Consider the following 16,958-nt stretch of genomic DNA (forward strand, 5'->3'; position numbering starts at 1 on the left):
GATGGCGATTGCAATTGTCGATTACGGTATGGGGAACCTGCACAGCGTCGGCAAAGCGGTCGAACGTCTTGGCTACGAAGCGCTGGTCACAGGTGACCGGGATGCGATTCTTGGTGCAGATGGTGTGATTCTGCCGGGTGTAGGTGCATTTGGCGATGCCATGGTGCACTTGCGAGAGAGTGGATTGGACGCTGTGGTGAAGGAAGCAGCAGCTGGACCAACACCGCTGCTCGGGATCTGTCTGGGCATGCAGCTGTTGTTTAGCTCAAGTGAGGAGCATGGCGAGCATGAAGGATTGAATGTTTTACCGGGTAAAGTGGTGCGATTCGCACCGGGAGAATTAAAGGTTCCGCATATGGGTTGGAATCGTTTGCAGTTCCTGCACCCGGAAAATCCGCTATTCGCGGGGCTTGAGGCAAGTCATGTCTATTTTGTCCATTCATATCATGCACGTACGGACGTAGAGAGCGATCTATTGGCAGTAACGGATTACGGACATCCGGTTACGGCGATTGTTGGCAGAGGCTCCAATTTCGGCATGCAGTTCCACCCGGAGAAGAGCGGAGAGCTGGGTATGAAGCTGCTTGGAAACTTCCTGGCATTGACGGAATCGAAGGCGTAACCATAATTCGGGATCATATGATTTTTTAATTTCATCCTTATAAAATAATACGTAACCAAACTTATATAAAATCTAATCTATATAAATTGAACTAAACATTTACACGATAGCGGAGAGGACAGAAAAAACCTGAAGAAGCGGAGCTAAAAGTTTTCTGAAAGAATGCTGCATCGGAAGCATACGCTACGCCTTTATCCCCGGATTTTTCCCCTTTAAATAAGGGATTCAAAATAAATCTGGGGATAACAGCGATCGGAAGGTTGTTCTGTCATCGGAGTGGCAAGTGTAAATATTCTTTAGTTTCAATTTATATAGAGACAAATATGAATATATTCAGGAGGCCTTGTATGTCATCTTTTATCATATATCCGGCAATTGATATCCGGGACGGCAAATGTGTAAGACTGGTGCAAGGAGATTACAATCAGGAGACGGTATATAACGATGACCCGGTTCAGGTTGCTCTTTCCTGGGAAAAGCAAGGTGGTACATACGTTCATCTGGTGGATCTGGATGGTGCAAAAGCAGGTCATCCCGTGAATGATGAGCTTATTGGGCGCATTGCTTCGGCCGTGAACGTGCCTGTTCAGGTCGGTGGAGGTCTTCGCACAGTGGCTGATGTAGAGCGTTTGCTGGGTCTCGGTGTGAGTCGTCTGATTATCGGAACAGCTGCGATTGAAGATCGCGCTTTTACAGAAGAAGTACTGGGACGGTATGGAGACAAAGTAGCTATTGGTATCGATGCACGCAACGGCTATGTGGCGACACGTGGATGGCTGGAGACATCGGAAGTTCAGGCCGAGGTACTGGCGAAGGAACTGGCGGCATTCGGTGCCCAAACCTTCATCTTCACAGACATCTCCCGTGATGGCATGATGCAGGGTCCTAACGTGGAAGCGATCGTGTCTCTTGCGAAGGCAAGTGGCCGTACAGTGATTGCTTCCGGGGGCGTAAGTGTTATGGATGACCTGCTTCGTTTAAGCAAGCATGCGGAAGATGGTGTTGGAGGAGCAATCGTAGGAAAAGCACTGTATACTGGCAGTATTGATCTGTCCGAAGCGGTGAACGCGGTTAATAAATAATAGCGGTACTATATAAGCTCAAATAAACATTTGCACGATAACAGAGAGGATAGAAATAACCTGAGGAAATGAAACGTTCACCTTTATCCCCGAATTTTCCCTTTAAGCGGATCGAGAAATCTGGGGATAACAGCGATCGTAAGGCTGTTCTGTCATCGGAGTGACTAGTGTGAATGTTCTATAGTTGAACTTATACAGGTATGCGATAATCGGATAGAGAGGAAGAGGAGCATGCTGGCAAAAAGAATCATTCCTTGTCTGGACGTAAAGGACGGCCGGGTTGTCAAAGGCGTTAACTTCGTCAATCTCCGCGATGCGGGTGATCCGGTGGAGCTGGCGGCGCTGTATGACCGCGAGGGTGCGGACGAACTGGTGTTTCTCGATATCTCCGCTTCTGTGGAAGGCCGCGAAACGATGGAAGAAGTGGTGCGGCAAACCGCAGGCGAGATCGCCATTCCTTTTACCGTAGGTGGAGGGATCTCCAAGGTGGAAGACATGAAGCGCATTCTGCGTGCAGGAGCGGACAAGATTGCGGTAAATACAGCGGCTGTGCTTAATCCTCAGCTGATTGCAGACGGGGCACGCCGCTTTGGCTCCCAGTGTATCGTTGTTGCAATTGACGCCAAGTATAATGAGGCATGGGGCGAATGGGAAGTGTATACGCATGGTGGACGTAAACCTTCAGGGATTAAGGCGCTGGAGTGGGTTAAACAGGCGGAGACCTTAGGCGCTGGTGAAATTCTGCTGACAAGCATGGATGCGGACGGAACGAAGGACGGATTCGATCTGAAGCTGACCGCAGCGGTATCCGAATCGGTACGTATTCCGGTCATTGCCTCAGGCGGTGCGGGCAAGGAATCCCATTTCTATGATGTGTTCACGACAGGCAAAGCGGACGCAGGTCTAGCAGCAACGATATTCCATTACAAAGAAATCGCCGTTCCGGCGTTAAAACAACATTTGAGAGAGCAAGGGGTGGAGATCCGTGACTAACGTAAGCAATGAGATCAAGGAGCAGTTATCCTTGGAGCAGGTTGTAGAACACATTCGCTGGAGCGATGGTTTGGTACCTGCCATTGTGCAGGATGCAAAGACGCGTCAAGTTCTGATGATGGCTTATATGAATCGGGAATCGCTGAAATTGTCACTGGAATCCGGTGAAACGTGGTTTTGGTCGCGCTCGCGTCAAGAGCTGTGGCACAAGGGTGCAACTTCAGGTAATGTACAGACAATCACTTCCGTGAAGTACGATTGTGACGGCGATACCTTATTGGTTGAGGTAAAACCGAATGGTCCTGCTTGCCACACCGGAGCGGTGACGTGTTTCCATAATGAAATCGTGGGCTTGCCAGAACAATCGGCTGACCAGACCTCAAGTGATTCTAGTGCAGCGACTTCAAGTGCTAGCTCCGAAAGTCGTTTTGAAGTACTGGCTGAACTGGAATCAGTCATTGCAGAGCGTGAACGCGAGCGTCCGGAAGGCGCATATACGACGTACCTGTTCGATAAAGGCGTTGATAAAATTCTGAAAAAAATCGGTGAAGAAGCGTCCGAGACGATTATCGCCGCCAAAAATAAAGACAATGACGAGCTTCGTCTTGAGGTCAGTGACCTGATGTACCACTTGCTCGTTCTGTTGCAAGAGCGCAAGCTGCCGCTGGATGACATCATGTCAGAGTTGAGCCGTCGCCACGAGCGGCCTCGCCGCGATTAGGAGGCGAGCCTGTGCTTATAGACTATCATACACACCATGAGCGGTGTGGTCATGCGGTTGGCAAGCTGGAGGCTTATGTGCAGCGTGGGGTAGAGATTGGCCTGTCGCAGATCGGGCTGTCGGATCACATGCCCTTGCTGCATGTAGACCCCGCTCAATATTATCCTGAGATGGCCATGCCGATGGACGAGCTGCCGCGTTACGTGGAAGAGTGTTTCTCTCTGAAGGAGCGCTACCGTGGTCAGATCGATGTACGTGTCGGCCTTGAAGGCGACTATATTGAAGGCTGGGAGACGGAAATCCGGGCCATTATTGAGCGGTACCCATGGGACTATGTGATTGGATCAGTTCATTTCCTCGGGGAATGGGACATTACGGATTTTCGCCAGACCCATCATTGGGAAGGGAAAGACGTATTGGAAGTTTATCGTCAGTACTATGATGCTGTGAGCAAAGCAGCAGCGACGGGAATGTACGATATTATGGGTCACACGGATGTAATCAAGCGCTTTGGCTTCACTCCGGCACCAGAGCAGACTGAAGAGCGTATAGCTCTGGAGAATGCAGCGCTGCAAGCTATCGCGAAAAGTGGCTGTGCCATGGAGCTCAATGCATCAGGATTATCGAAGCCATGTGCAGAGATGTTCCCTGGTCGCCGGATGTTAATGGAGGCCATTCAATTGGGGATTCCGCTGACCCTTGGCTCCGATGCACATGATCCGCTGAAGCTGGGCGATTATCTGCCTGAGGCCGAGGCGCTCCTGCGTGAGCTGGGCTGTACGGAGGTAGCCGTTTTTGAAGGCCGACAGCGCTCGTTCCTTTCTTTAAATGTATAAGGCAGTGGAGTATAATGAGGGTAGGAAATAACCTTTTTAGAGGTAGTTCAAAAGGTACTGAAAATCGTTTTTTTTGAACATTCACTTTTAGACTGATAAAGGATTATATTGGGACTTCAACCCTCGGGAGGGCATTATGCAGCATTCGTTACGTATTTTTTCCGGTTCATCGAACCCTAAGCTGGCAGAACAGGTATGCGACAAGCTGGGTGTACAACTAGGCAAGATCAAACTGTCCCGGTTCAAGAGCGGAGAAATATACGTTCACTACGAAGAGACGATCCGCAACTGTGATGTGTTTCTGGTTCAATCATTATCTCATCCAATCAATGAGTTGTTCGTTGAACTGCTCGTCATGATTGATGCAGCCAAAAGGGCTTCTGCCCGTACGGTAAATATTATTGTTCCTTACTACGGATATGCCCGTCAGGAACGCAAGTCTGCTCCGCGTGAGCCGATTTCGGCCAAGATGGTTGCGGATGTGTTAACTACGGCCGGAGCGAACCGGGTAGTAACCATTGATCTGCATGCAGCAGCAATTCAGGGATTCTTCAATATTCCAGTCGACCACATGACATCATTGGACCTTATTAGTGATTATTTGCTGAGTAAAGGGATTGAAAATCCGGTGGTTGTCTCCCCTGATGCGGGACGAGCATCCATGGCGGAGAAACTGGCGAATCGTCTGGATTCTCCTTTTGCCATTATGATCAAAAAGCGTCCAAGCCACAACGAATCCATCATCACACACGTTATTGGGGATGTTGAGGGTCGGACCCCGATTATTATTGAGGATCTGATCGATACCGGAACGACAATTCTCAATGTTGTTGAAGGGTTGAAGGAGCGAGGCTCCAAAAACGTATATGTATGCGCAACACATGGTCTATTCTCGGACGGAGCGCTAAGTAAGCTCAACCACCCGTCTATAGCCGAGGTGGTGGTTACAGACTCCATCGCACTGCCGGATGATCATCCCGAATGCTTCAAAGTGTTGCCTGTAGCTCCAATGCTTGCTCGTGCTATACGCATTATTGTGGATGGCGGGTCTATGGCGACGTTGTTCAAGGATTCAGGGATTTAATCATACTGTACAGACTTGCGCGAATCCAGGTTTACGGTACCGTGTTTGAGTAGTTTGCTGCTCAGCACGGTTTTTGTTTTTTTATGATAATGGATTAGGGTAGAAATGCGAGGAGTTAAGGAGAAGGAGAAAATCGATTCCTGTCTTGCTACCTGGAGGCTTGTGCTATAATAACTTAAAATTGATTTAGTAGCTGCGTGTATGGGGATTCCAATCCCAGAGATGTAACTGATGTGAAGAACAGTAGAACCACGGCTACTATACAGCGGTGTCGTGGAGTGAGGAGTGGGGTCTATTGTCCCGGACTTGGTATTATCGTTTACTGTTTTCTTATTTTCCTATTTTCTTTCTTACCATGACCGTACTCATTTTTATCGCTTTTGTTTTCATTAATGACATCTCCAGGGAAGAAACAAGGAAAGCAGACCGTATCTCCTCCAGCTATTTGGTGGACAGTCTGGACCGGACGATCCGGGATATTGAGCTGTCGGTGATGGAAGCGGTGCAGAGTGAGCAGGCCTATAAGTATTATTTTAATAGCCAGAACCAGGTAGGCAAAGAGACCGTGTATAGCATTGCACAAAGCTTGCGTGAGCTGACGAGTTCCAACCCTTGGATCCAATCGATTTATTTGTATGACAAGAAAAATGAAAGCGTTTTAACCTCGAGCGGCTCCAAGGATGTAGACAGCTTTTCAGACAAGGCGTGGATCGACCGGATCGAGTCCGGTTCCCTTACTTCAGGCTGGCAGCCTGTAAGGGAATACGATGCAGGAGTTAATCAGCGTACGCCTATTCGGGTGTTGACGGTGAATAAGGACATGCCCTTGCCATTCGGCTCCGATGGGGTGCTTGTCATTAATATCAAGATGAGCAGCATCGAGCAGAGCATTGATAGTATGGTTAATGGACAGCTTTCTTTCATGAGTATTCTTGACCGTGACGGTCAGGTTGTTTACGATGCGCATTCAGATCGTGAAGGTGCTTTAGAAGGACAAGAGCTGAACACCCTTTCGCTGGAAAGATTGGGTTGGACGATCTCCAGTGGGATCAAGAAGGGGAACTTATATGGTTGGGTCTCGGTGGTTTCCTATGTATGGGTGATTATTGCGGTTGTTACCGTCATTTGTGCAATCGTCTATATTATCTACATCACTCGCCGCAACTATAAACCCATTCAGATTATCATGAATCGGATTGAGGCCCATCAGATTCGGGTGCTGGAACAATCCGGATCTCGGACCGATGAGATGAAATTGATTGATGGCGTGTTGGAGAACCTGATCAACCACATGATGGATTCGGACAAAAAAAGCAGGGAAAATGTGCTTCTGCAACGCAGCAAACTTTTTAACGATCTACTGAATGGAGAGAATTTGGATCATGCAGTAGAGCGACTAAAAGACCTTTCCCCGTTAACTGGTGTGGATACTTCGTCATGCTTCGCCGTTGTGGTTGGTGAAATCAACCGATACGAGAAGGGATTCCAGGAACGCTTTACGAGAGGTGAGCAGAATACGCTCAAATTTGCGTTAATGAATGTGCTGCAGGAGCTCTCACGCAATGCGGGCATGCAATGCTGGACGGAATGGGTCAGCTCGGATCAGATTGCAATCCTTTTCCTGTCCACAGACGGCAGCCCGGATATGACTGAGCAGATTCGCTTAGTTGCGGAGGAATGCCGATCCTGGGTTGAGCAGAATCTGCGTATATCATTGAGTTTCGGAATCGGACCGATTGCAGAGGGCATCAAGGCCATTCGTGAATCATACGCGGCGGCTGAGACTGTGATGCACCGCAGATTGCTGAGGGACGGTGATGTGGCTCTGGCCGGGTATGGAGATACCCAGCAGCAGCTGCTTGATACCTATACGTATTTGCAAATGATCGCTGATTTTGTTAAAAGGTTTCGGATGTCGAGCAGTCAATGGCGTGATCAGCTGGAGGAGATCTTCGCTGCTTTTGAACGCGATAAGCTGCCAGATGATGAGATTCACTCCTTGATTCAGGCGATGCTACAGATGCTCAGCCGGGAAGTAGCGGTCATGTCTGAACAGCTGCAGGAGAAATTATCGGAGGAAAACATAAACAAGTGGTTGATGCTGATGAAAGAAGCGGAGACACTTGAGGGTGTCAAAGACATTCTTTTTGATGACCTGACGGACCTGTTCAGAACTTATGTGTCTGTAACTGAAACCAAGAGCTATAAAGCGATGGTCAATGAAATGAAAAACTATATCGAAGAACAGTTTGCGAATCCTGATCTTTCACTGAAGCATCTGAGCGATCGATTCCAGATTACCGGCAAACATGCGAGTTATTTGTTCAAGACAGAGTTCAATATGAAGTTTGTAGACTTCCTTACCGAATTGCGGATGAAGGAAACGGAGCGTCTTCTGCGGAGTACGGATCTTTCCATACAGGACATTGCCTTGAAGGTGGGGTATGCCAATGGAATTACCTTGGGACGTGTATTCAAACGGGTTGAGGGTATTACACCAGGAGACTATCGCCGTATGAAACGTGAACATCACGATCCCGAGTCGTAAGCACAGACTTAATATGCGATTACAATATGGCAAGCAATAGGGGTGGAATTCATACGGACTTCTCTCAGGAGAAGACGTGTAGAAGTCCACCTTTTTGCTGTGGGTATAACCTCAAATTCCGGCTGGAGGCCTGTGCTTATGCAAGAACCCCCTGGTTTAGGCCCATTTTAGGCCCTTTTACGAATATAGGCAGTATATGAAAATGGTTTATTGTATCTGATTACAGTTGAACCGGAGAGGGGAGCGCTTGAGTGACGACGACTGCAGGCACCGTGGGCATTAACAGAGTAGCGAAGAATATAGTCAGTCTGCGAAAATCGTCACAGGAGATAAACTATTATCCATATGTAAGCGTTTACGAAACGAGTTTATTGCAAGGGTGCGCAAAGATGTGGAATACTCTGGGCAAGCTTTAAACATTCACGCATAGCCAAAGGGGATGACAAAATGACAAGAAAAGCAACCAAAGGGAGTCTCAAGAAATGGATGGGTCTGGCGCTTACGATGGTAATGGGCGTTTCACTGCTTGCGGGGTGCTCGTCTGCATCAGATCAAGAATCAGCAGAAGGTGGCACATCAGGCAGTGGTGAGCGCGTTACCTTAAAGGTGGAGATATTCGATCGTGGTAACAGCCCTTCGCCGTACACCATCACGAACAACTATCTATCTAAAATGATTCAGGAGAAGTTCGGCGACCCCAATAACATTGATGTGCAGTTTGTACCCGTTCAGCGTTCAGAGGAAGTCACCAAACTGAATGTCTTGATGGCGAGCAATACAGATGTCCCCGATATTGTCTTTGTCTATGACTCCAGCGTGTTTTACCGCTATGCCCAGCAGGGCGGACTGACGGATGTTGGTGAACTGATTGATCAGTATGGACCAAACCTGAAGAAGTTCCTGGGTGAAGATACATTGAAATTCGGGCAAGTGGAAGGGCAACAGTTCGCCGTACCGGGTAAACGTGCAATTACAGGTAGATATAGCTCTTATATTCGTCAGGATTGGCTTGATAAGCTGGGATTGCCGGTGCCAAAAACCACAGATGAACTTTATACCACTTTAAAAGCCTTTAAAGAGAAGGATCCTGGCGGACTTGGCAGCAAAAACATCCCAATGGGTATGGCACTTGCACCGGCTCAGTTCGAGACACTGATTTATTCGTTTATCAAGCCGGTAAGTGGAGATCTGACTTATGGTCAACGTTATGAATTGCCTTTGCATGAAGGATTCAAAGATTCGATGAAATTCCTGAACAAGCTCTACAATGAAGGACTGATCAGCAAAGACTTCAGTTTGGATGAAGATAAAACACAGTTAGGTAAGGACATACAGAATGGCAACGTAGGTTATTGGTCTGAAGATGTCGATGCCATGTTCTACGGAGACGGTACACTGGATAATTTGCGCAAAAATGTGGACGGCAGCGAAGTACTGCCGGTTGATGTATACACGAATCCGAATGCAGATAACAAACACATCAAGTCCCGCTACGGAACAAACGGCATGTATATTATGATTCCGAAGAGCAGCAAACGTTCTGTGGAAGCCATTAAATATTTGGACTGGATGGCCTCCGGCAACAACCTGATCGATATCTACAGCGGTGTGGAAGGGGAGAACTATGATCTGGTAGATGGCATTCCGGTTGTGAAGGAAGATGCTTCCCAGGAAGCGAAGGATCGTTTGTTCAACGCAGGGGATACAGCGATTATCTCGAACGGTAAAAATATTGGCGATCAGGCAACGAATGAAAAAGCATGGATTCTGGGCTTTCCGCAAAACAACCAGGATTTGTTAAAACAATCGATTGATATCGCCAACACGGACACGGTAGGACCTATCATCTTTGACAAACCGATTGAGGCGGAGATGAAGTACAGTACAGCGCTCAAAGACAAGCTGAACGTCATCATTGTTAAAACCGCGATGGCGAAGCCTGAAGAATTCGACGCGGTATATGAACGGGAAATGAATGATTTTATGTCCCTGGGCGGCACAGAGCTGAAGAAAGAGCTTGAAGAAGCCTTAAAGTAACTCACTGCAAATTAAACCATCTTATTCTTTCATGATTTGAGACAGATAACCCATACGACTGCTTAACTTTGAAAGAAACCTGTGCCGCCGGCTTGGCGGCACTGCCGTTTCTTTGTTGATAGGAGGAAACCGACATGACCTTCACATACTTGAAAAGGTATTGGCAATTGTACGCACTGATTTCCTTGCCCCTCATTTACTTTTTGATTTTTCGTTATGGACCGATGTACGGTGTGCAGATCGCCTTTAAAGACTTCAACCTGTTTCAGGGTATCAGCGGCAGTGAGTGGATCGGTTTCGATGCGTTTCGTGAGGTATTTGGGATGCGAGACTTCTACACCACATTACGCAATACCTTTATGCTGAATTTTCTTGATCTGATCGTTTCGTTCCCTGCTCCAATCATACTCGCCATTATGCTCTATGAAGTTCGATTTAAGTGGTTCAAAAAAATATCGCAGACGATTCTGTACATTCCTCACTTTATCTCGTGGGTCATCATCGGGGGGATTGTATACCAATTGTTCGGCAATCAATCCGGTATGGTTAACGGAGTACTGGAGAGCATAGGCTTAAATCCGATCCCATTTTTGACAGAGAAAAATCCTTGGCTTGTTACGTATCTGTTCACAGGTGTCTGGCAAAGTGCAGGGTGGGGAACCATTTTATATCTGGCCGCATTAACCGGCGTGAACAGGGAATTGTTTGAGGCGGCGGAGATTGATGGCGCAACGCGGCTGAAGAGAATCTGGCATATTACGCTGCCAAGTATCAAACCAACTATTGTCACCTTGCTTATTCTTAATCTCGGACATATGGTCAGCATCGGTTTTGATCGTCCTTATATTATCGGTAACACGGCCGTTCGTGAATATTCGGATGTACTTAGTACCTTTGTATACAGGGTTGGTCTTGAATCAGGACAGTACACGCTCGCAACTGTTGTTGGATTGTTCCAGGCCGTTGTGGGACTGATCTTCGTACTCGGCTCCAATTATATTTCGAAGAAGGCAACCGGTGAAGGTATTTTGTAGATATTTAAAGAATGAAAGATACGCCAATCGGCTTATTTGTATAGACCATCAGTAAAGGAGTTGTGCGCAGATGAGTGAACGCACTTCGAACCGGATTTTTGATATCGTTAATATCTCCTTTATCACCCTGTTTGTTATATTCTGTCTGGCTCCATTTCTGCACACGATTGCGATATCGTTCAGCTCAAACCGGGCAATTACATCAGGTGAAGTGACCATATTCCCCAAAGAGTTCAATTGGGATGCGTATATTCAGGTGTTCTCTGATCAGTCGATGATCTATTCACTGGGTTATACAACTGTTCTTACGATCGCCACTACAGTGCTGTGTATGCTATTCACGCTCGCTGCGGCTTATCCGTTGACCAAGAAAAAATTGAAAGGTCGCAAGCTCTTCATGTATGTGATCATCATTACGATGTTTTTCAGCGGCGGGATCATTCCCGAGTACTTGCTCATTCGTGACCTGCACTTGCTCAATTCGGTTTGGGCACTGATTCTGCCGGGTCTCGTAAGTCCGTTTAACCTGATTATCCTGATATCGTTCTTCAGGGGTATACCGGAAAGTCTGGAGGAATCGGCAGAGATTGATGGTAGCTCACATATTCATACGCTCTTTAAAATCATCTTGCCCTTATCCATGCCTGTGCTGGCTACTTTGGCTCTTTTCTATGCAGTTGGACGCTGGAATGGCTTTCAGGACTCCCTGATGTACATCAATGATCCGAAGCTGTACCCACTACAGCTGAAGCTCTTCCAAATGGTACAGAATAACATGGTTAGCGAGCTTACACAGATGGAGGGGGCGAACCGTACACCTTTAACTCCGGAAAGTCTCAAGGCTGCCACTGTTATCTTCGCAACCGTACCGATCCTGCTTGTCTACCCATGGCTGCAAAAATATTTTGTTAGCGGTGCCATGCTTGGGGCGGTCAAGGGTTGACGTAAGGGGCATAGGGCTTACGTGATTAGGGAGTCAACAGATCGAAAATTTTATGGCGACTATCTACGATAAGAAACCTGTATTTACTGTCGGCAAGATGAACTGCCATGTTAAAGGATCTGCTTGTATTCCGGCCGAATCAGGAAGGGAAACCGCAGATCGTGGCACACGGCAAATGCATTCGTTTGGAGGGAATACACATGTACAGGCAACTGGTGGACAGCAATGACAAAGCGGTGCAAAGAGGCATATCCCGGCAGGTGCTTGACCCGGATAGCCGTTATTATGGAGGAACGATTGATCCCTCTACAGGTATTGCCTGGGTTAACCACACGACCGGAACACCTACGGATATGTGTTACTGGGGAGCGGCAATCGCAAATCCGGATTCGATCTTTTACCGGGATGAAGATCTGTTAAATCGTCTGCAGCTTGCATCGGAGTACGTACTCCGTAATCAGCATGGAGACGGCTCAATCTCCCCCGGTTGGACCAATTCCCATTCTCCGCCGGATACTGCATTTCTCGTCGTGGGATATGCCCAGTTATATCAGCTTCTTCAGCAGCAGGATTGGGAGCCACTGCAATCTGTGCTGAATAATATGCGCCTGTTTCTGGAACGAACTGTTCCGGTCTTGCTGACTGGAGGCTGTCATACGCCGAATCATCGCTGGGTGCTATGCGCGGCGCTCGGTTTCCTGCATCAATTGTTTGACCTGGAGGAAGCTGTGCAGCGTGCAGAGCAATGGCTGGCTGAAGGTATGGATATTACGCCTGATGGGGAGTGGACTGAACGAAGCAACGGAATCTACAGCGCGGTTAGCGACATCATGCTGATTCATGCGGCACGCCTGTTGAACCGTCCCGAATTGCTGGACCCGGTGAGACTCAATCTTCGTATGATGGTGTATCTTGTACATCCAACAGGTGAGGTGGTTACGGATTACTCAGGTCGCCAGGATCTGGGGAGCGTGCATGATTTATCACCGTATTACTTGCCGTATGCCATTATGGCCCGGTTAGACGGTGATCCGATCTTTGCCGGCATGGCCGATTGGGCGGGAGAAATGTTAACAGATCCCGGCGTCTGCTCGGTCAATGCGCTCGTCCGACTGCTGCTGGAGCCGGAGCTTCAGCAGGCACGTAAAGCACGCGATCAGCTGCCTGAGCGGTACGAGATCATACTGAATGAACGATTTGTGCGGGAGGACTATTTACAGCGAGTGGATTCGGCAGGTCATCATGGACACATCTCGCACAGCCGGTTGCATACGGACTTCGGCGCACCTGTAGCACGAATTCGTTCCGGTAATACAAGTGCGACTGTAATGACGGAGGTGCCTTCCTTCTTTGCCCTTCGTCATGGTGCCGTACGTCTGCTGGCCGTTCAGTTGGCCTCCTATTTCAATCCAGGATATGTGCCGATGCAGCACATGTCCCGATTGCCAGCAGGTTACTGTCTGACGGGCGAACAGAAGAAAGGCTATTACGGTCCGATCCCGGATAGCCAACTGCCTGAAACGGCGAGAACAGCCATCAGTCCGTGGTATTTATTGCCTCATCAGAGTCGATCGCTCACCCATGAGCAGACATTCCATGTACAGACGGAAGTACTACGAACGGAAAATGGCTGGACACTGAAACTGGCAGGAGAGCAGCCGGAACAGATTATGGTGCAGCTGTCTTTCGTGTTCGGAAGCGAGGGCGAGCTTTCCCATGGGGAATTGCTTGAGACGGATGAAGGCCATTATCTGTGGAAGAGCGGCACATTGCGTTATTCCTGTGGAGATGACTGGATTGAGCTGACTGGTGGAGAGGTAGGACATTTGGCGGCAACCGTACGTGAGGCGAGGTTGCCTGATAAGTGTAAGGTTGTGCTGGTTAACTTTATGACTCCTTTTCACAAGACGGTTAATATCTCTCTTTCGCCATCCATGGCCTTGAAGCTTTAATTCTGTGAATCTCTTTATAGGAAAGAGTACAAGAAGCAAAAGATGACATTTCATTCGAAAGGGATGAGGGGGTGTCATCTTTTTTGCGCATTTTTGGCATAAACGACATGAAACTACATATTGAGAAGTGGGCCTTAAGATGTGGTATACTGGAGAGTATGAATGAAAGCAAAGAGGAGGTGCCTTGGAAGATGAAGGGCAAGCTACTGCGGGCTGAGGGACACCTTGCCAATGTAATACCGATTCACTTGGATGCTTCTTTCTTTTTTGAGAGAGCTGTCCGCTCGCTGGACCGTAATCACGTCGACAAGGCATTAAAATATTTTCGTAAAGCTGTTGAATATGAACCGGAAAATCCGGTGAATCATTGTAATATGGCGGGTATATTATCAGAGAAGGGGGATTACGAGGCTTCCAATGCCGTTCTTGCACATGTGCTCGACGTGGTAGATCCGTCCATGACGGAATGTTATTTCTACATGGCGAACAATTATGCGAATATGGATCGGTTTGAAGAAGCTGAGCAAGCGCTTGTTACGTATTTGGAGGAGGATACCCAGGGGCAGTTTATGACGGAAGCCGAAGAGATGATGGAGCTTCTGTACTACGAGCTGGATCGACCAGCCAAACTGAACCGGATCAAATCACGTAAGGGTGTCGTTGAACACGATCAGGCGCGAGAATTGTTGGAACAAGGGAAGTTTGCACAGGCGGCTGAGCTGCTGGAAGGTATGTCACCTGATTATCCTGATTATTTGGCTGCTCGCAACAATTTGGCGCTTGCCTATTATTATATGGGGCTGTTTCCCAAAGCGAAAGAGACGATTGCCGAGGTACTGGAGCAGGAGCCAGGTAATTTGCATGCACTGTGTAATCTGGCGATCTTTCACCAGAACGAGAATCGAGTCGACCAAGTGCTGCTTCTGATCAAAAAATTGCGTGTTATCGTGCCTTTCCAGCACGAACAGGTCTACAAACTGGCTACCACGATGGGTATCCTGGGACAACATGATACGGCTTATGTACATTTCCGTCGCCTGTTGAAGGATGAAGAGACCGCTGCTGATCCGGCTCTTGCACATTATGCGGCAGTCGCCGCTTATAATACCGAACGTTACGATTCCGCTGAACGTCTGTGGCGCCATGTGGGCAAGCTGGACCCAGGTTCGGAAGTATCCCGGTACTATCTGTCGGGTCTTGAGGCTGTGAGACAGGGAGAGAAAGATCCGGAGAAACTAAGCTATCACTATCATCTGCCATTTGACGAGCAATTCAGACAATGGGAGAACTATGGCAACGGCATACCTGAGGAGATGAAAAATGATCCCTTGATCCGTTCCTCTTTCTTCTGGGCGTTGCGACATGGGGATCGGGCAACCAAGCTCCAGGTCATTCATGCTCTTGGTATGATCGGTGATTATGAGGTGCAGCAGGCACTGCAATCCTTCATCCAGGAACCTGGTGAAGATCAGGATCTGGTGGAAGCCGCTCGTTCCGTATTAAACGGTCTGGATGCAGAAGGAGCTGAGCAGGATGAATCTTCTGTTCTGCGGCCGCTAACTGCATTGAGCAATCGCACCATTCCGAAGATGGAGTCGATGACGGAACAAGCGGAGACGAAGCCTTCATCGCATTGGCAGGCGGTCGTGGACCGGGCGTTACAGATGTCTGAAGCCAAAGCCGAATTGCAGCAAGAAATGGAGCGGCTGTGGACCGACTATGTATCTCGCGTACACCCGGAGGTGCCTGGCGCGAAACAAATTGAAGGCTTGGCTGCAGGATTGGAATATCTGGCTGCCAAAATTCACAGTCGTCCAGTGACCTACCAAAGCATAGCCGAACGGTATGGCATATCAGCTGCCACAGTCAGCAAATATGCACGGCAAATTAATAAAGTGTGCAATTCCAACCCACCGATCCAGTAAATGTTCCTTGAAATTTCTCGCTTGGGGATAGACTTCATTGCGTGAAGGATACATAGGCCTGGAAAACGGGTAAACTTAACGATAGGTCTCGACATGCCTGTAGGATATCATCATAGCAAGTTAATCGCCACTCAACACACTCTCAACCTTATTAAGGAGGCTGTATCTATATGTCTAAATACAGAACGATTGTGATCGGTACCGGACCTGCGGGTCTGACAGCAGCGATATATCTGGCTCGTGCTAATCTAAACCCACTGGTAATCGAAGGTCTTCAGCCGGGTGGTCAATTGACGACAACAACGGAAGTTGAGAATTTCCCTGGTTTTCCGCAAGGTATTATGGGTCCGGAACTGATGGACAATATGCGCAAGCAAGCGGAGCGTTTTGGAGCTGAGTTCAAAAATGGCTGGGTGGAAGAAGTGGATTTCAGCAAACCGCCCTTCAAGGTTAAAGTTGGAGGCATCGGTGAACTGGAAGCCGAATCGATCATTATTTCTACCGGTGCTTCGGCCCGTTATCTCGGCATTCCGGGAGAGCAGGAAAATGTGGGACGTGGAGTAAGTACATGTGCCACCTGTGACGGATTCTTTTTCCGTGGTAAAAAGATCGTCGTTGTTGGCGGTGGAGACTCCGCGATGGAGGAAGCCAGCTTCCTGACCCGTTTTGCAACAGACGTTACCTTGGTTCACCGCCGGGACGAATTACGTGCATCGAAAATTATGCAGGATCGGGCTCGCAGCAACGAGAAGGTGAAATGGGCCTTGAACCGTACACCGCTCGAAGTTGTGCCTGAGGCTCTTGGCGTCAAAGGACTTAAGGTCCGCAATAACGAGACCGGACAGGAAGAGTTGCTTCAGGCGGATGGGGTATTCATTGCCATTGGACACACACCGAATACGGGGTTCCTGGGCAACCAGATTACTTTGGATGAGCACGGTTATGTTGTCGTTAAACCGGGTACAACCGAGACCAACATTCCAGGTGTATTCGCCTGTGGTGACGTTCAGGATACGAAGTATCGTCAAGCCATTACAGCAGCAGGTTCAGGATGTATGGCCGCAATGGACTGCGAGAAATTCCTTGAAGGCAGTATTGTGCATGACTGGAGCGAAACACTGGATAAGTAAGCATGAAAAGGGTATGTTTTGGCATAAATTAAGTATAAGAGACAACGGGAA

14 protein-coding genes are annotated in these 16,958 nt (G+C 48.2%); all 14 read left to right on the forward strand.

Features of this window, described 5'->3' with window-relative positions:
- The first annotated feature begins 1 nt into the window (after window position 1).
- The 14 genes from hisH (at window position 2) to trxB (ending at window position 16,907) form a co-directional block, all read left to right on the forward strand.
- Window positions 2-622: an imidazole glycerol phosphate synthase subunit HisH gene (hisH, locus tag MKY42_RS00785; protein ID WP_339848017.1), complete on the forward strand. Its 621-nt coding sequence runs from the start codon at window positions 2-4 to the stop codon at window positions 620-622.
- 347 nt (window positions 623-969) lie between these two features.
- The gene (gene hisA / locus MKY42_RS00790) at window positions 970-1,704 is read left to right on the forward strand and encodes a 1-(5-phosphoribosyl)-5-[(5-phosphoribosylamino)methylideneamino]imidazole-4-carboxamide isomerase (RefSeq protein WP_179262204.1); all 735 of its coding nucleotides are present in this window, start codon (window positions 970-972) and stop codon (window positions 1,702-1,704) included.
- Window positions 1,705-1,935: 231 nt separating this feature from the next.
- Window positions 1,936-2,697 (forward strand): imidazole glycerol phosphate synthase subunit HisF, encoded by a 762-nt coding sequence (hisF, locus tag MKY42_RS00795; protein WP_079344982.1) that lies wholly within the window; start codon window positions 1,936-1,938, stop codon window positions 2,695-2,697.
- The gene (gene hisIE, locus MKY42_RS00800; RefSeq protein ID WP_179262202.1) at window positions 2,690-3,418 is read left to right on the forward strand and encodes a bifunctional phosphoribosyl-AMP cyclohydrolase/phosphoribosyl-ATP diphosphatase HisIE; all 729 of its coding nucleotides are present in this window, start codon (window positions 2,690-2,692) and stop codon (window positions 3,416-3,418) included. The genes hisF and hisIE overlap by 8 nt, the downstream gene beginning before the upstream one ends.
- Window positions 3,419-3,429: 11 nt before the next feature.
- A complete protein-coding gene (gene hisJ, locus MKY42_RS00805) occupies window positions 3,430-4,254 on the forward strand; it encodes a histidinol-phosphatase HisJ (RefSeq protein WP_090904965.1) in 825 nt (274 codons plus the stop codon).
- Window positions 4,255-4,390: 136 nt separating this feature from the next.
- Entirely contained in the window at window positions 4,391-5,338 is a 948-nt protein-coding gene (locus tag MKY42_RS00810) for a ribose-phosphate pyrophosphokinase (RefSeq protein ID WP_090904967.1), read from the forward strand.
- A gap of 295 nt (window positions 5,339-5,633) precedes the next feature.
- The gene (locus tag MKY42_RS00815; RefSeq protein ID WP_339848031.1) at window positions 5,634-7,886 is read left to right on the forward strand and encodes a helix-turn-helix domain-containing protein; all 2,253 of its coding nucleotides are present in this window, start codon (window positions 5,634-5,636) and stop codon (window positions 7,884-7,886) included.
- A gap of 447 nt (window positions 7,887-8,333) precedes the next feature.
- Complete coding sequence (locus tag MKY42_RS00820; protein WP_090904970.1) at window positions 8,334-9,923, forward strand: extracellular solute-binding protein; 1,590 nt, start codon at window positions 8,334-8,336, stop codon at window positions 9,921-9,923.
- A gap of 134 nt (window positions 9,924-10,057) precedes the next feature.
- Complete coding sequence (locus tag MKY42_RS00825) at window positions 10,058-10,957, forward strand: ABC transporter permease subunit (protein WP_090904972.1); 900 nt, start codon at window positions 10,058-10,060, stop codon at window positions 10,955-10,957.
- A 70-nt stretch (window positions 10,958-11,027) separates the two neighbouring features.
- Window positions 11,028-11,900, forward strand: a complete 873-nt coding sequence (locus tag MKY42_RS00830; protein WP_090904974.1) for a carbohydrate ABC transporter permease — start codon at window positions 11,028-11,030, stop codon at window positions 11,898-11,900.
- Window positions 11,901-11,952: 52 nt separating this feature from the next.
- A complete protein-coding gene (locus MKY42_RS00835; RefSeq protein ID WP_339848034.1) occupies window positions 11,953-12,129 on the forward strand; it encodes a hypothetical protein in 177 nt (58 codons plus the stop codon).
- Window positions 12,101-13,852: a hypothetical protein gene (locus tag MKY42_RS00840; RefSeq protein ID WP_339848037.1), complete on the forward strand. Its 1,752-nt coding sequence runs from the start codon at window positions 12,101-12,103 to the stop codon at window positions 13,850-13,852. Before MKY42_RS00835 ends, MKY42_RS00840 begins: the two co-directional genes overlap by 29 nt.
- 191 nt (window positions 13,853-14,043) lie before the next feature.
- Window positions 14,044-15,777: a tetratricopeptide repeat protein gene (locus MKY42_RS00845; RefSeq protein ID WP_339848039.1), complete on the forward strand. Its 1,734-nt coding sequence runs from the start codon at window positions 14,044-14,046 to the stop codon at window positions 15,775-15,777.
- 170 nt (window positions 15,778-15,947) lie between these two features.
- Window positions 15,948-16,907, forward strand: a complete 960-nt coding sequence (trxB, locus tag MKY42_RS00850; protein WP_090904977.1) for a thioredoxin-disulfide reductase — start codon at window positions 15,948-15,950, stop codon at window positions 16,905-16,907.
- Window positions 16,908-16,958 lie beyond the last annotated feature (51 nt).

The organism is Paenibacillus sp. FSL W7-1088, from assembly GCF_037969855.1.
GTDB lineage: Bacteria > Bacillota > Bacilli > Paenibacillales > Paenibacillaceae > Paenibacillus.

Bases quoted from the DNA above. Each gene is read 5' to 3' on its own strand.
- MKY42_RS00825 (WP_090904972.1), top strand. From the start codon at position 10,058: ATGACCTTCACATACTTGAAAAGGTATTGGCAATTGTACGCACTGATT.
- MKY42_RS00845 (WP_339848039.1), top strand. From the start codon at position 14,044: ATGAAGGGCAAGCTACTGCGGGCTGAGGGACACCTTGCCAATGTAATA.
- hisA (WP_179262204.1), top strand. From the start codon at position 970: ATGTCATCTTTTATCATATATCCGGCAATTGATATCCGGGACGGCAAA.
- hisF (WP_079344982.1), top strand. From the start codon at position 1,936: ATGCTGGCAAAAAGAATCATTCCTTGTCTGGACGTAAAGGACGGCCGG.
- MKY42_RS00810 (WP_090904967.1), top strand. From the start codon at position 4,391: ATGCAGCATTCGTTACGTATTTTTTCCGGTTCATCGAACCCTAAGCTG.
- MKY42_RS00830 (WP_090904974.1), top strand. From the start codon at position 11,028: ATGAGTGAACGCACTTCGAACCGGATTTTTGATATCGTTAATATCTCC.
- MKY42_RS00840 (WP_339848037.1), top strand. From the start codon at position 12,101: ATGTACAGGCAACTGGTGGACAGCAATGACAAAGCGGTGCAAAGAGGC.
- MKY42_RS00835 (WP_339848034.1), top strand. From the start codon at position 11,953: ATGGCGACTATCTACGATAAGAAACCTGTATTTACTGTCGGCAAGATG.
- trxB (WP_090904977.1), top strand. From the start codon at position 15,948: ATGTCTAAATACAGAACGATTGTGATCGGTACCGGACCTGCGGGTCTG.
- hisH (WP_339848017.1), top strand. From the start codon at position 2: ATGGCGATTGCAATTGTCGATTACGGTATGGGGAACCTGCACAGCGTC.
- MKY42_RS00820 (WP_090904970.1), top strand. From the start codon at position 8,334: ATGACAAGAAAAGCAACCAAAGGGAGTCTCAAGAAATGGATGGGTCTG.